Origin of the sequence: Flavobacterium longum (genome assembly GCF_965137575.1) — a bacterium.
In the GTDB taxonomy this organism is placed as follows: Bacteria; Bacteroidota; Bacteroidia; order Flavobacteriales; family Flavobacteriaceae; genus Flavobacterium; species Flavobacterium longum.
This window is the reverse complement of the sequence record NZ_CBCRZJ010000006.1, coordinates 116,313-130,741: the sequence shown is the minus strand read 5'-3', so window position 1 is coordinate 130,741 and position 14,429 is coordinate 116,313. Positions and strand designations below refer to the sequence as shown.

Below are 14,429 nucleotides of genomic sequence, written 5' to 3'. Positions count from 1 at the left end.
GCGCTGCAATCTTTTCCCGTTCGAGTGCGCCTGCAAAGGCGTGTATCGAGAACCGGGAAAAGGATTTACGCTGCCATCCCTAACGCGGGCGGCGTGCCAAAAGCAGCACAAAAGTACAAAGGAACTTTCAAATAAATGATACCCAGCGTGCTTAATCAACAAAAGTTAAACTTATTCCAAAAGCATTTTGGCGTCCGGGCCGCGCTTTGTAACTTTAAGCAAACCAAACCATGAAAATCCCGCTACTTGTATTCAACGACAAAGGCATTTATTGCCAGCAGGCAGATGTCTATCTCGATCCGTGGCGGCCCGTAGACAAAGCCATCATCACGCACGGCCATTCAGATCATGCGCGTTGGGGTCACAAAAATTACATCACGCACCACACGAACGTGCCCATCATCAGGCACCGCTTGGGCGACATTTCCGTCACCGGGAAAGACTGGGGCGAAATGTTTACCATTAATGGCGTAAAATTCTCGTTGCACCCGGCCGGGCACATCATCGGGAGTGCGCAGGTACGCGTGGAATACAAAGGTGAAATCTGGGTATTCACCGGCGACTACAAAACCGAAGACGACGGGATTTCCGTGCCCTTCGAGCCCATCCGTTGCCACACTTTCATCACCGAATGCACGTTCGGGTTGCCTGCCTTCAAGTGGCTGCCGCAGTCCGAAACCTTTGACGACATCAATACCTGGTGGGCCAACAACAAAGCCAATGGCCAAACATCCATATTGTTTGGTTACACGCTCGGCAAGGCGCAACGCATCTTGAAACATTTGGATTCGTCCATTGGGCAGATTTTTACACATGGCGCCGTCGAGAACATGACCGAAATCATCCGACCGCTCGCCAGTTTGCCGGAAACCACACGCATCACACCCGAAACCAAAAAAGAAGAATTGCTCGGCAGTATGGTCATTGCGCCACCCAGCGCACACGGCACGGTATGGCTCCGAAAAATGACCCCGTTTGTCACCGGAACGGCCAGCGGCTGGATGGCGTTTCGCGGTGCCCGTGCCCGCCGCGCCATAGACCGCGGCTTCGTGCTCAGCGACCATTGTGATTGGCAGGGTTTGCTCGAAAGCATAAAGGCCACCGGCGCCCATAAAATCATCGCCACACACGGTTACTCAGATATTTTCTCACGCTATCTGCGCGAACTCGGGTACGATGCACGAACGGCAAATACACAATACGAAGGCGAATCGGCCGAAGTTTCCGGGGCAAAAACCGCCGAGGACAATGTGGCGGAGGAAGAACCGGACGGGATTAAATCATTCCTCAAGCCATGAAGCACTTCGCCCAACTCATCAAAGCGCTCGACAGCTCCAACAAGACATCGGTCAAGGTCGATGCCCTGACGGAATATTTCCTCACGGCTGGTGATTCCGACAAAGTTTGGACGATTGCGCTGTTGTCTCACCGCCGGCCGCCGCGCCCCGTGAATACGACTTTGCTACGGTTGTGGGCCAATGAACTGGCCGGAATCCCGCTGTGGCTTTTTGAGGAATCGTACCACATCGTCGGCGATCTGGCCGAAACCATTGCACTGGTCATCCCGACCACAAAGGAACATACCGAGAAAACGCTGACCGAATTCCTGCGGGAAATCATTGCCCTGAAAAAGAAAACCGATGATGAAAAACGCGCTTACTTACACGAGAACTGGCTGGCCCTGAACTATTACGAGCGTTTCGTATTCACCAAGCTCATCACCGGAAGTTTCCGCATCGGCGTCAGCCAGAAATTAATGACGCGAGCGTTGTCCAAGGCCGAAAATATCGACGAAGACTTGCTGGCTTTTCGCTTAATGGGCGATTGGAACCCAGACAAAATCACCTTCGATGAACTCATCCGCGCCGAAACCAACGAAGATTCGCTCTCGCGGCCATATCCGTTTTATCTGGCGTACCAAATTGAAAACACCATTTCAGACTTGGGCAATCCAGCCGAGTGGAGCGGCGAACACAAATGGGACGGCATCCGTTCGCAAACCATCGTCCGCAACGGGCAGTTGTATGTTTGGAGCCGCGGCGAAGAACTCGTCACCGACAAATACCCGGAGTTTTCCGCATTGATTGGCGTCATTCCAGACGGTACGGTCATCGACGGAGAAATCCTGCCGATGGTCGAAGGAAAAATCGGAACTTTCAACGACCTGCAGACGCGCATCGGGCGCAAGACCATTTCGGCAGCAGTGTTAAAAAATACGCCCGTTATTATCAAGGCGTATGATTTACTGGAATGGAATGGCGAAGACATCCGCGAGAAAGCCTTTGAGGAAAGGCGTGATTTGCTGGAAAATTTACTGGAGTCGGTCAAAGATAAAAGTTTGCCATTGCATTTGTCTGAACGTTTTTCATTTGAAAGCTGGGATAAATTTACCACCGAGCGCGAACGTTCCCGCGAACTGGGCAGTGAAGGCTTGATGCTCAAACGCAAGTCGTCTCCATACCAGGTTGGGCGTAAAAAAGGCGATTGGTGGAAATGGAAAGTCGATCCGCTTTCGATTGATGCGGTACTGACTTACGCCATGCGCGGCCATGGGCGGCGGTCTAATTTATTCACCGATTACACGTTTGCATTATGGCAACAAAACGCCGACGGCAGCCGGGAATTGGTCACGTTCGCCAAAGCCTATTCCGGGTTGACCGACGCAGAATTCCGGATGGTGGACGACTACATCAAGAAAAACACGGTGGAGAAATTCGGGCCGGTGCGCAGTGTCGTTCCAAAGCTGGTGTTCGAGATTGGGTTCGAAGGGATTTCATTCTCGAAACGCCACAAAAGCGGCATCGCCACGCGCTTTCCACGTATTTTGCGCTGGCGGACGGATAAAAATATTGAGGAAGCGAATTCGATTGAGGATTTGAAGGCATTAATAAGCTGATATAAAAAACTGAAAAGTGCGGTTTTCCCGTAGCGACAGTATACTGTAAAATCGTAAGTTACCTTCAGGGAAGGGGCAAGATTATCCCTTACAAAAACGTAAGAAATTAAACATGCGGTAAACCCGTAACCTTTGTTAAAATGACCCGCGAACAACTTTTCCATATCGCCGACGACTGGTTCCAAACGCAAAGCTGGAAACCATTCCCGTTCCAGAAGCAAACCTGGACGGCATTCCTACAAGGCAAAAATGGGTTGTTGAACGCGCCAACGGGAAGCGGCAAGACCTATGCGCTCTGGATTCCGATCGTGCTCGATTACATCCAAAAAAATCCTGATTATAAAAATAGACACAAACAAGGGCTGAAGGCCATTTGGATTACGCCGTTGCGCGCGCTGTCGGTCGAAATCAAACAGGCTGCCGAGCGCATCGCCACCGATTGGAATGTGCCGATGACGGTTGGCATCAGATCCGGCGACACGACGTCGGCCGAACGCGCGAAGCAAAAGGAAAAGATGCCCGATTTGCTCATCACGACGCCCGAAAGCCTGCAACTGTTGTTGGCCACAAAAGGCTACGACAAAATCTTCAAGGACTGCACTGCCATCGTCATCGATGAATGGCACGAGCTGCTCGGCACCAAACGCGGCGTTCAAGTGGAACTCGCCTTGTCACGACTGAAAACCATTGCCCCGAAGATGCGGATCTGGGGCATTTCGGCGACGATTGGAAATCTCGAACAGGCCGCCGAAGTATTGCTCGGCCCTGAATCTGAAGCGTATAGGAATTCCGTGTTGATCCGGGCGCACATCGACAAGAAAATCACGGTCAAATCAATCCTGCCGGAAAAAATGGACAGTTATCCGTGGCGCGGACACATGGGTTTGCATTTGATTGATGAAGTCATGCCGATTGTCCGAAAGAGCAAAACCACGCTCATTTTCACCAATGTGCGATCGGCCTGCGAAATCTGGTTCCAACGGTTGCTCGAAAAATACCCGGAATTGGCCGGCGACATGGCGATGCACCACGGCAGCATCAGCCGCGAGACGCGTTTGTGGGTCGAAAACGCCATCCGCAATGAAGAGTTGAAAGTCGTCGTTTGCACGTCTAGCCTTGACTTGGGCGTTGATTTCGCGCCGGTGGAATCGGTAATACAAGTTGGCGGCCCGAAAGGTGTTGCACGCTTCCTGCAACGTGCCGGACGAAGCGGACACCAACCCGGTAAGGAAAGCGTCATTTATTTCCTGGCGACACATGCCATCGAACTCATTGAAGCTTCCGCGCTTAAGAAAGCCGTAAAAGACACCACGGTGGAAGACCGTATTCCGTACCTGAACAGTTGGGATGTTTTGGTGCAATATCTCGGCACACTCGCGGTTTCGGACGGTTTTTTTCCGGATGATATATTTGAAGAAGTCCGCCAGACATTCTGCTACCAAGCCATGACGCGTGCCGATTGGCAATGGCTGCTGAATTTCATCACCAAAGGCAGCCAAAGCTTGCAGGCGTACGATGAATTCAAGAAAGTGGAAATCGAATCCGATGGTCGTTATAAACTCAACGACCGGCGCATGGCCTTGCACCACCGGATGCAGATCGGGACGATTGTCGGCGACGCGGTCATGAATGTAAAATACCTGTCGGGCGGTTATATTGGCTCCATCGAGGAATGGTTTATCTCGAAATTAAAACCGGGCGACGTGTTTGTGTTTGCGGGAAAAAAACTCGAACTTTATCGGGTCAAGAACATGCAGGTGTTGGTGAAGGCGGCCGAAGGAAGCAAACCCACGCATCACGCGAGTTGGCTCGGCGGAAGGTTGGCACTTTCGGCGCAAATGTCGGAATTGCTCCGGCAGGAATTGTACGATGCGAATTCCGGAAAACCGTCGGTGGAATTGAACTCCATGGCACCGATTTTCAGGCGGCAAAGAAAAGAATCCATCGTGCCCAACGCAGACGAATTCCTGATTGAAATGTTCAAGACGCGCGAAGGTTTCCATGCGATTTTTTACCCGTTCGAAGGCCGGTTCGTGCATGAAGCCTTGGCAAGTTTGCTGGCGTACCGCATCAGTTTGCTGTCGCCGATTACGTTCTCGCTGGCCTACAACGATTACGGATTTGAATTGTTGTCGGACCAGGAAATCGACATCGAATCTGTGCTGGACAACAACCTGTTCGCCTCGATTCACGTACATCAGGATTTGCAGGCAAGTTTAAATGCCACCGAAATGGCGCGTCGCAAATTTCGCGATATCGCCGTCATTGCCGGAATGGTATTTACGGGTTATCCGGGAAAAGTGGTGAAATCGAAACATTTGCAAAGCAGTTCGCAGTTGCTTTTTGAAGTGTTCCGGGAGTATGAGCCGGACAATTTATTGTTTCAGCAGGCGTATCGCGAAACCTTTGAGCACCAGTTGGAAGAAGGCCGATTAATCAAGGCTTTGGAGCGGATACAATACCAGAAGATAGTTGTCAAACATTGTGAAAAACCCACGCCGTTCAGCTTCCCGATCATCACAGACCGGTTGCGCGAAAGGCTGTCAAGTGAAACACTCGCGGAACGCATCAAAAAGATGACCGCGCAATACATGAAAACATGACCATAACCAAGAATATTTCAGGAGACGAATTTATTTTGCATCCGTCGGGTGCCATTTTCTGGACCGCAAGAAAAATGCTTTTGGTGGCCGATGTCCATTTGGGCAAAGTGGCGCATTTCCGGAAAAACGGTGTGGCGATTCCGCTCGAATCGGCCTCGAAGAATTTTGAGATGTTGAATGACATCGAGCAGTTTTTCCAACCGGATATCGTGTGTTTCCTCGGCGATTTATTCCACAGCGACATGAACAACGAATGGCTGCTCTTCGAGGATTGGGTCAAGCGCAACCCGTGCAAGATTTTGCTGATTGCGGGCAACCACGATGTCATCGACCCAGACCATTACGAACGCATCGGCGTGCATGTCTTCGACGAAATGACCTTGGGTGAGTTTCTCTTCACGCATCATCCCAAAGAGCGCGAACGGGTTTTTAACTTCTGCGGCCATGTGCATCCGGCGGTAAAACTCACTGGGAAAGGCCGGCAGCAATTGACCTTGCCGTGTTTCTTCCACAGTCCGCACCAGATGATTTTACCTGCGTTTGGGCAATTTACCGGAAAGCACGTGCTTACGCCACAACACAATGACTGCGTTTACGCCTTGTCTGGCGAGGAAGTGATTACCGTTTGTGAATAAGGATTAGTTGAGTGCGTACGGTGCGCTCAGCCTGAAAGTAGGTACGATGACGCGGAAACTCTTGGTAGAGGTAAAGTTGATCATGTTGAAATAACCCTTCATGGAGCCGAATGGAGAAGACAGCAAGCAACCGGAACTGTAGGTGTGGCTGTCTCCAGGTTTCAATACGGGCTTTTTTCCGATGACACCTTCGCCATCAACCGCTTCGGTTTCGTTGAGCGAATCGTAAATGTCCCAATGGCGCGAGGTGAGTTGCACCGAATCTTTCCCGTGGTTCTCAATCGTGATCTCGTAACTGAACGCAAAATGGATTTTGTAGTTCTTGAAGTACGTGCCTTCAAAACTAGTCTGTACGGAAATCTTTATGCCTCGCGTGATTTGAGAAACCATGGTTTATTCTAGGAAATCGCGTTAACGATGTCAAATTTACGAAAATTACGTTTGGGCGGCGGCCTTTTGCGTTAAATTTTAGTTAGTTATGCCTTCGGAATTGGCATAACCGCGCCCAATGACTTTGTCGTAACGCCCGTTGGGTTCGCGGTAATACACCAGCACGATGTAGTCATTTTCGGTCTGCCAGAAATTGCCGTCCACTGCGGCTTTGTAATCTACGACGCCTTTTTTATCGGCCACGACGAATTGGTAATTCGTAAACCCTTGCTTGATCATCAGGGCTTTTTCATAAATGCCTTTGTCGGCATTGTAGTCCATTTTATTTTCTTCGGACAGCGCAAAATTGTTGAACATGCCGTTGATGTAAACGTCTTTATTGGTGAAAAGCGACGGCGCCGACAGCGAGAAATAAATCCAGGCGTAATCGGCTTCAATGGCGTTGTTGGTTGCTCCGATGTTGTTCACCAAATACCGGCCGTTGATGTCTGGGGCGAAGGTGTATGGCTGGTTGCCGCGTGCTTCGGCCCGATACAAATAGGCGCTGTAGGTGCCGTTGTCTTTGCCCGGATCGATTTTGATGATGTTGTTGTTGGCCGCCCGGATGTCTTTGTTCTCGAAGAACCGGAATTCGTTTCCGCCCCAAAATTGCGTTTGCGCGTCGTACCGGTAAATCAAATCATTGCCTATGGTGAACTGTGGTTTCACGTTTGTAATCACATTGTCAAGCCGGCCATTCTGGATGAGCATGACCTTGACATTGGTAAGCGGGTTAATGAACGTGATGTTCTGCGACTTGATGGCGAAATCCAGGTTTTGCTTCTGTTCGATGAGGTCCATGCTGCGGGCACGTTTGATTTGCAATGGCACGCTTACGCGGTCTTCATACAACACGAACTTCCTTGAGAATACTACTTCATGCGCTTCGTTCAGGATTTTCAACAGGTAATTACCCGTAACCTTGAATTTCGTGAAACGGTTCGGGAACGCCAATTTGTAATGCGAATACAACTGCAACGTCGTGAGCGAGTTCGTGTAATCCTGGATGCGCTGGTTGTCAAAGCCTTGAAGGTATTCGGCTTCGGCGAGATCAGACGGCGTCCAATCGTAATTGCAGTGCACGATTTCGTAATAATAATTGGCTTCGTTGCCGTACAAATCGTCAAACTCAAATTGGAAAGAATCAGTCAGCAGGAATACGGGCGATGTCACTTGCCCGCTCTGTACGAATTGGACAGTCTTGATGTTAAATGGCGGCTGTAATTCAGTTTGTTTTTGTGCAACCGAAAAGAGCGTCGCTAGCAATAGCAAGTACGTTAGCTTCATGTTGGGCATATGGTGTTATTTGAGTCGCTGGCCATTGTCGGTGGTCGTTCGACGTTCGACATTTGACTTTTCCGTAAATATAACAAAAATGCGCGTTGGTTATTGCTTAAAGCAAACCGGAATGATTTCGCCCGGCACCAGACAATATTTTTCCACGAGTTCGGGTGCGAGTTTTTCGGTGTAATCTTCTTCGACGACCGTAAAACCGACGGCCCGCAATTTATCGAAGTAGTCTCGGCCATACACACGGACATGGTCATATTGGCCGAAGATTTCTGCGCGTTGTTTCGGGTCGGTAATGGAATCGTCATCAAAGGTTTCCGCACGCTTCAAATCCTGCGGAATCTGGAAAATGCCCATGCCGCCGGGTTTCAGCACCCGATACAATTCTTGCATGGCCTTGTTGTCGTCGGGAATGTGTTCCAAAACATGGTTGCACAAAATTACATCGTAGGTGTTGTCAGGAAAAGGCAAATTGCAGATGTCGGCCTTTACATCGGCGAGCGGTGAAAACAAATCGGTCGTGGTATAGTCCAGGTTTTTCATCTGCCGGAAGCGCTTGTAAAAGGCCTGTTCGGGTGCGAAATGCAATACTTTGTGCGGCGCGGTGAAAAAATCGGTCTCGCTCTGCAGATACAGCCAGAGCAAACGATGCCTTTCTAACGACAGCGTGCTGGGCGACAACACGTTGTTGCGTTGTTTGCCGTAGCCGTAAGGCAAAAAGCTGCGGAATGATTTCCCGTCGATCGGGTCGGTAAAACGGTTGCCTTTGAGTGCAAAAGCCAAGACCGGACGCGCCACATAACTCAAACGGATGAGCAACGGCCGCGGAATGGTGTTCAATATGAATTTGAATATTTTTTTCATCCCAGAACCAGCGGCTGCCTGCGGAACTCGTCTTCTTCGTTGGATTCGATCCCCAACGCTTGGTAAACGTATTGGAACGTCGAGAGCAATTCGGGTTTGCCGTCGATCAGCGCCACGTCGTGTTCGAAATGCGCCGATGGCTTGCCGTCTGCCGTCAGGATCGTCCAGCCGTCCTTGAGTTGTTTGATGTTGCGCGTGCCCATGTTGATCATCGGTTCGATGGCTACCACCATGCCTTCCACGAACAACTTGCCGCGTCCGCGTTTGCCGTAATTGGGCATTTCCGGATCTTCGTGCATTTTGCGTCCCAAACCGTGCCCGACCAGTTCTCGCACCACGCCATAACCGTGGCTTTCCGTATATTTCTGGATGGCGTTGCCCACGTCTTCAACCCGGTTGCCTGCGCGGAATTCCCGGATGCCGACATACAATGATTCCTTCGTAACCTTCAGAAGTTTCTTTACTTCCGGTGCTACTTCACCAATCTCGAACGAATACGCATGATCGCCGTAAAAGCCGTTCTTGAACACGCCGCAATCCACCGAAATCACATCGCCTTCCTCCAGCGGTTTGTTGTTCGGGATGCCGTGCACGACCTGCGCGTTCGGGCTCATGCAAAGTGAATTCGGGAAACCGTAAAGGCCAAGGAACGCCGGTTCTGCGCCATGGTCGCGGATGAAAGTCTCTGCGAGTTTGTCCAGATACAACGTCGTGACGCCCGGCCCGATTTCGGATGCAATCATGCCGAGGGTTTTAGACACCAAGAGCGCACTTTCGCGCATCAGTTCAATTTCTTCTCTGGTCTTAGGGATAATCATACGTTTGTTTTGAGCCGACAAAATTAACGAAACTAACCGACTAATCTACTCGGTCGGCGTTTTCTTGCGCAGGTCGATGTTCAGCAGCGCCGATAGGATGAAACCATTGTTCTTCTGGAAGGCGTTTTGCCCGTCGATTTCCCTGCCGTACTGTACGATCTGGTTGAGGTAGCCGCCTTCGATCTTCATTGATTTATTGACCGGACAACCCAGTAATATGCCGAGTCTGTTCTGGTCGAAGATGTTTTCGCCCATGTTGTGCCCAAACCCGATGAAAATCTCGTCGTACACCGCCAAATACGGAATGCGTTCACCTGATTTTTTCAAAGGCAACTGCCAGCGCATCATATACCGGACGCGGTTGGTGTACAAAAATTCATCTTCTGTTTCAGAAGTGGCAGCGTCATAACGGCCAACCCAGCGCTGTTCGAGCATCACCCGGTGGCTCAAGTCAAAAGGTTTCACTTTCGTGTTGATTTGAAGCATTTCGTAAGCGCGGTGTTCGGTGAAGGTTTTTCCGAAACCGTTGAGCGGAATCTCGCCATATGCGAAGGTCTCTGCCCACGCATATCCAACACGTGCGGTCATATCAGGTGTCAGTTTGTAATTAACGCCCAAACGCAACAAACCTTGCTGCCAGTTCTCGAGGAATTCAGTGCGGCGCCATTGGTATTCCGTATGGATGCCCACTTTCTCCGTGAGTTGGAATGTGCCGTTGTATGCCAACCAACCGATGGCATTGTGGTCGTTCACGCGGCTGCTTTGGGCCAAAACCATCATTGGCCACAGCAAAAACAGGAAGTATTTCTTCATTATAAAAGGGAATGCCGTGTCATGGCGTCAGGTTTCTCGATGCCCAGAATGTCTAGGATTGTCGGTGCAATGTCGCCCAAAATGCCATCGTGGATTTTCTTGCGGTCCGGATCCACCAAAACAATCGGCACCGGATTGGTCGTATGTGCGGTGTTCGGGCTGCCGTCGGGGTTGCGCATGGTTTCGCAGTTGCCGTGGTCTGCAATGACAATCGTCGTGTAACCGTGTTTGAGTGCGGCTTCGATGACTCTCTCGGCGCACTGGTCAACGGCTTCGCAGGCTTTGATGGCTGCGGCAAAATCGCCGGTATGGCCAACCATGTCGCCGTTGGCAAAGTTCAAACAGATGAAATCGGCTTCCTCTTTTTCAATTTCCGGAACCAGCGCATCGGCCAGTTCATACGCGCTCATCTCGGGTTGCAGATCATAGGTGGCGACTTTTGGCGAATCTTTCAGGATGCGGGTTTCGCCCTCGAACGGTTCTTCGCGTCCGCCCGAGAAAAAGAACGTCACGTGCGGGTATTTCTCGGTTTCGGCAATCCTGATTTGTTTCTTGCCATACTTTTCCAAAACTTCGCCCAGCGTATCGGTAATGTTGGCCTTGTCGTAAATCACATAGACGTTGTTGAACGTGTCGTCGTAGCGCGTCATCGTCACATAATACAAATTCATCTTGTGCATGTTCAGCTCCGGACGGTCTTTCTGCGATAGGACTTCGGTGAGTTGGCGGCCGCGGTCTGTCCTGAAATTAAAGAAAATCACCACGTCGCCTTCTTTGATCGTAGCGGTCGGGTGGCCTTCTGCATCGGTCATCACGATGGGTTCGATGAATTCGTCCGTGATGCCGTTGGCGTAACTTTCTTCAATCGCTTTAACCGCGTCCTGCGCCGGAAGGCCGATGGCATTCACGACCAAATCGTACGCTTTCTTGACGCGTTCCCAGCGTTTGTCGCGGTCCATGGCATAATAACGTCCAACAATCGTCGCAATTTTCGCCCGCCGGCCTTTGACAAAATCAACGATGTCGCCAATGAAGCGCGTGCCCGATTTGGGATCGACGTCGCGCCCGTCAGTAAACGCGTGGACGAAAATATCCTGTACGCCGGCATATTCCGCAGCGGCAATCAAGCCTTTCAAGTGGCTGATGTGCGAATGGACGCCGCCGTCCGAACAAAGCCCGAGCAAATGCACCGGACGGTCGTGTTCCTTGGCGTAAATGAAGGCATCGGCGAGCGCCTTTTCCTTTTCGATGGAACGGTCGCTCACCGTAAGGTTTATTTTCTCCAAGTCCTGATAGACGATGCGGCCTGCGCCCAGATTCATGTGCCCGACTTCGGAATTGCCCATTTGGCCATTGGGAAGCCCAACGTTAAGGCCGTCTGTTCGCAAAGTGGCGTGCGGATATTTCTGATACAGGCTGTTGATGAATGGTACATTGGCGTTGTCTGGCGCCGATACGGTCGGGTCTGGCGAAATGCCCCAGCCGTCTAAGATCATCAGGATGGCTTTGTTGTTCATAGTGTAAAAACTGCCTTATGGCAAAAGGCAAATTTACGGAATCAAAACCACTTTTTGGCGTCGTTGTAATCGATAAAATAACGGATGCTGATCGAGAAAACATGATTCAGGTTGTCCTTGAACATGTTCGAAAAGTTGGTGTTGAAGTCGCGGTCGATCTCGCGGGTAAACGTGCTGGAATTGTTCCGATACAAGATGGAAACCTGGCTGCCCGGCGCGAACCACCAAGAATAATTCAAATCCATGTTCCAGGTGCTGAAGTTGGAATTCTGGTTGGCAGTATAAACGGCCGGATCGAGGTAGCCGTCGTCATTCAATGTGAAAAATTCCCGATTGTCGGCATAAGACCAATAATAGCGCGCGTTGAAATTGAACGTCATGTCTTTGTTGACGGAATATTTCCAGGTTCCGGTCAAGATGTACGTAGAGCGATTGCGCTTGGCGTAGTAAATCTCGTACGGCGTAGCGTCATCCACATAGGTGTCGTCAATGTAGCCGACGTTGTTGTTCTGGCGCAGGTAGCTGAACCCAAGGATGACGTTGAACCGGTCGCTGAATCGGTAGCGCGGCCCGAAGTAAATACTGAAGGCTTCGCGGTTTTTCTCATCCGTCAGCGAGAAAGCAGGATTGATGTCAAGCGCCCATTTGCGGTTGTAGTTCGAGGAGTAAAAGGCCGACAATCCGTAGGAAGGCGGCAAATACGAATAGCGGCCGGGAATCCGCGGATCGTAGAAATCAAAAGTTTCGGTCACGCGAGAGGTGAAACTCATGCTGTAAAAATCATTCTTGCGCGAGGTGCTGTTTACATAGGCGTCGAAATCGGCCTGCTGAAGTATTCCGGTCGTGTTGTTGAATTCGAAGTATGGATTAGCGCCTACTTGGAAGGTATTGAACACTTTCGTCGGGTTCAGGATGCGGTAGCTGGCGTTGGCGAAAAAGCCGTGGTAATTGTTCTCGAATAAGATGCCGAGGTCGTTGTTGTCGTATTCGTCGGACACGTAATTTGCCCCGAAATTGTAGCGGAATTTTCCGGCCGTTTCACCCAGACTGATGTAAGAACTGATACCGTCGCGGTTTTCTAAGTTCCCATATTCGTTGATGTAGCTGTATTTGAAATCGCCCGAAAGATTGTACGTGTTCGCTTTCGTGTTCAAGTCATACACGATGGCCGACACATTGGCGTCGCGGAATTCGCCGTTGCGTTCGACGTTGGTGTTCACAAACGACACCGATGAATTCCGGTTGAAGCGTTGGTCGAGCACGACCACATTGAAATTCGTAAGCGGTTCCACGAGCACTTCGCGGGTTTGGTCTGTATCGATGTTGCGCACTGTGGCGTAGGTTTTTTCGGTGATCGCATTCAAAATTCCGATGCCCAGTCCGCTCTTGGTCCGGCCCGAAATCTTGACGGCGTTCAGCAAATCTACGGTAATCGGGTTGTCGGCCACTTCGTTGCTTCCCGGAACATAATACGTTGATGGGCTGCCGCCGATGCGCCTCGAATACAACAGATTTCCCTTGTTGAACAAGTCGGTGCCTTCAGTAAAAAACGGCCGGTTTTCATTGAACTGCTGCTCGAATGGTCCGAGGTTCAATTCCACGTTGTCGAATTTGGTCTGTCCAAAATCAGGAATCAGGATCGCATCGAGCGTAAAAGCGTCGCTGATGCCGTACTTGATGTCGAGTCCGCCTTTGAAGGTATGGTCGGTTTCTTCCTTATTGGTGTTCAGATAATACGATGAATAAGGGATGAAGAACAAACGCGTCGGCGGCTTGATGTTCTCGATGCCGCGCAATACGCCGTTCTGCTGCAATGTGCCCTGAATCTGCGAGTTGATGAAATTCCAGGTGTATTGCTGGCGGTCGCGACGGAATTCGCGGTAAAAATTCACGCCCCAATTCTGGATGGCTTCCTTCGGGAAACGCAACGCCGCGTAAGGAATCCTGAATTCCGCGATCCAGCCAAAATCCGTGACCTTCACGCTGCTTTGCCAGATGGCGTCCCAACTGTAGTCTTCGCCGTTGGTTTCGGTGGCCACGCAATCCATCTGCACGCCCGCCGCGCTCACATAAAACTGGAAATCCTGCTGGCCGTCGTTGAATCCGTTGAGGTAAACCCCGAAATGTTCCGCAGACCCGAAATTGTCCCGCTGGGTCATTTCCTTGAGCATGAGTTGTGGCTCGTCGTCAAACATCACCGCGCCAATGTAAACTGCGTCGTCGTCGTACAAGACTTTGACATCGGTTTTTTTGGCCGGGTTGATGGGTTTGCCGTTGTCCGGGTTGTACATGATGAAATCCGTAGCGACTTCGGCGGTAGCCCAACTGTCTTCTGTAAGTTGCCCGTCGATGGCGATTTTTTCGGTCGTGCGCGAAGTAAAAAGCGTTTTCCGCTGCGCCCGCGCGAATCCTGCAAGCATGAGCATGGAGACCAGTAAAATGTAAGATTTTTTGCTCATACTACGTGCAGTTCGTCGAACAAAAATAGCCATTATATTGACAATTCCAAGGCATCGGCAATATTTAACGGAAGTGCCGCGTTATCCTTTCCCTGACCTGAAAAG

The 14,429-nt window shown here is 50.6% G+C and carries 11 protein-coding genes; 4 read left to right on the top strand and 7 right to left on the bottom strand.

The features are described 5' to 3' along the window. The first annotated feature begins 230 nt into the window (after positions 1-230). The 4 genes from ACM9J1_RS11700 (at position 231) to pdeM (ending at position 6,134) form a co-directional block, all read left to right on the top strand. The gene (locus ACM9J1_RS11700; RefSeq protein WP_415582233.1) at positions 231-1,298 is read left to right on the top strand and encodes a ligase-associated DNA damage response exonuclease; all 1,068 of its coding nucleotides are present in this window, start codon (positions 231-233) and stop codon (positions 1,296-1,298) included. Further along, positions 1,295-2,896, top strand: coding sequence for an ATP-dependent DNA ligase (locus tag ACM9J1_RS11695; protein ID WP_415582232.1), 1,602 nt, complete (start codon positions 1,295-1,297; stop codon positions 2,894-2,896). Before ACM9J1_RS11700 ends, ACM9J1_RS11695 begins: the two co-directional genes overlap by 4 nt. 140 nt (positions 2,897-3,036) lie before the next feature. Continuing rightward, positions 3,037-5,499, top strand: coding sequence for a ligase-associated DNA damage response DEXH box helicase (locus tag ACM9J1_RS11690; protein WP_415582231.1), 2,463 nt, complete (start codon positions 3,037-3,039; stop codon positions 5,497-5,499). Continuing rightward, a complete protein-coding gene (gene pdeM / locus ACM9J1_RS11685; RefSeq protein ID WP_415582230.1) occupies positions 5,496-6,134 on the top strand; it encodes a ligase-associated DNA damage response endonuclease PdeM in 639 nt (212 codons plus the stop codon). Before ACM9J1_RS11690 ends, pdeM begins: the two co-directional genes overlap by 4 nt. 3 nt (positions 6,135-6,137) lie before the next feature. On the opposite strand, the gene apaG is transcribed toward pdeM, so the two are convergent. The 7 genes from apaG to ACM9J1_RS11650 form a co-directional block, all read right to left on the bottom strand. After that, positions 6,138-6,524 (bottom strand): Co2+/Mg2+ efflux protein ApaG, encoded by a 387-nt coding sequence (gene apaG, locus ACM9J1_RS11680; protein ID WP_415582229.1) that lies wholly within the window; start codon positions 6,522-6,524, stop codon positions 6,138-6,140. Positions 6,525-6,602: 78 nt separating this feature from the next. Then, positions 6,603-7,859: a type IX secretion system plug protein gene (locus tag ACM9J1_RS11675; protein WP_462916988.1), complete on the bottom strand. Its 1,257-nt coding sequence runs from the start codon at positions 7,857-7,859 to the stop codon at positions 6,603-6,605. A 90-nt stretch (positions 7,860-7,949) separates the two neighbouring features. Continuing rightward, on the bottom strand, positions 7,950-8,717 hold the full coding sequence (locus tag ACM9J1_RS11670; RefSeq protein WP_415582227.1) for a class I SAM-dependent methyltransferase: 768 nt from the start codon (positions 8,715-8,717) through the stop codon (positions 7,950-7,952). Further along, positions 8,714-9,535, bottom strand: coding sequence for a type I methionyl aminopeptidase (map, locus tag ACM9J1_RS11665; RefSeq protein WP_415582226.1), 822 nt, complete (start codon positions 9,533-9,535; stop codon positions 8,714-8,716). The genes ACM9J1_RS11670 and map overlap by 4 nt, the downstream gene beginning before the upstream one ends. A gap of 45 nt (positions 9,536-9,580) precedes the next feature. Next, positions 9,581-10,348 (bottom strand): DUF2490 domain-containing protein, encoded by a 768-nt coding sequence (locus tag ACM9J1_RS11660; protein WP_415582225.1) that lies wholly within the window; start codon positions 10,346-10,348, stop codon positions 9,581-9,583. Beyond that, a complete protein-coding gene (gpmI, locus tag ACM9J1_RS11655; protein WP_415582224.1) occupies positions 10,348-11,865 on the bottom strand; it encodes a 2,3-bisphosphoglycerate-independent phosphoglycerate mutase in 1,518 nt (505 codons plus the stop codon). Before gpmI ends, ACM9J1_RS11660 begins: the two co-directional genes overlap by 1 nt. 41 nt (positions 11,866-11,906) lie before the next feature. Continuing rightward, positions 11,907-14,324 carry a DUF5916 domain-containing protein gene (locus ACM9J1_RS11650; protein ID WP_415582223.1) on the bottom strand — a complete coding sequence of 806 codons (2,418 nt, stop codon included), beginning with the start codon at positions 14,322-14,324 and terminating at the stop codon, positions 11,907-11,909. Positions 14,325-14,429: the final 105 nt, after the last annotated feature.

Bases quoted from the DNA above. Each gene is read 5' to 3' on its own strand.
- ACM9J1_RS11690 (WP_415582231.1), top strand. From the start codon at position 3,037: ATGACCCGCGAACAACTTTTCCATATCGCCGACGACTGGTTCCAAACG.
- ACM9J1_RS11695 (WP_415582232.1), top strand. From the start codon at position 1,295: ATGAAGCACTTCGCCCAACTCATCAAAGCGCTCGACAGCTCCAACAAG.
- apaG (WP_415582229.1), bottom strand. From the start codon at position 6,524: ATGGTTTCTCAAATCACGCGAGGCATAAAGATTTCCGTACAGACTAGT.
- map (WP_415582226.1), bottom strand. From the start codon at position 9,535: ATGATTATCCCTAAGACCAGAGAAGAAATTGAACTGATGCGCGAAAGT.
- gpmI (WP_415582224.1), bottom strand. From the start codon at position 11,865: ATGAACAACAAAGCCATCCTGATGATCTTAGACGGCTGGGGCATTTCG.
- ACM9J1_RS11675 (WP_462916988.1), bottom strand. From the start codon at position 7,859: ATGCCCAACATGAAGCTAACGTACTTGCTATTGCTAGCGACGCTCTTT.
- ACM9J1_RS11660 (WP_415582225.1), bottom strand. From the start codon at position 10,348: ATGAAGAAATACTTCCTGTTTTTGCTGTGGCCAATGATGGTTTTGGCC.
- ACM9J1_RS11670 (WP_415582227.1), bottom strand. From the start codon at position 8,717: ATGAAAAAAATATTCAAATTCATATTGAACACCATTCCGCGGCCGTTG.
- ACM9J1_RS11700 (WP_415582233.1), top strand. From the start codon at position 231: ATGAAAATCCCGCTACTTGTATTCAACGACAAAGGCATTTATTGCCAG.
- pdeM (WP_415582230.1), top strand. From the start codon at position 5,496: ATGACCATAACCAAGAATATTTCAGGAGACGAATTTATTTTGCATCCG.
- ACM9J1_RS11650 (WP_415582223.1), bottom strand. From the start codon at position 14,324: ATGAGCAAAAAATCTTACATTTTACTGGTCTCCATGCTCATGCTTGCA.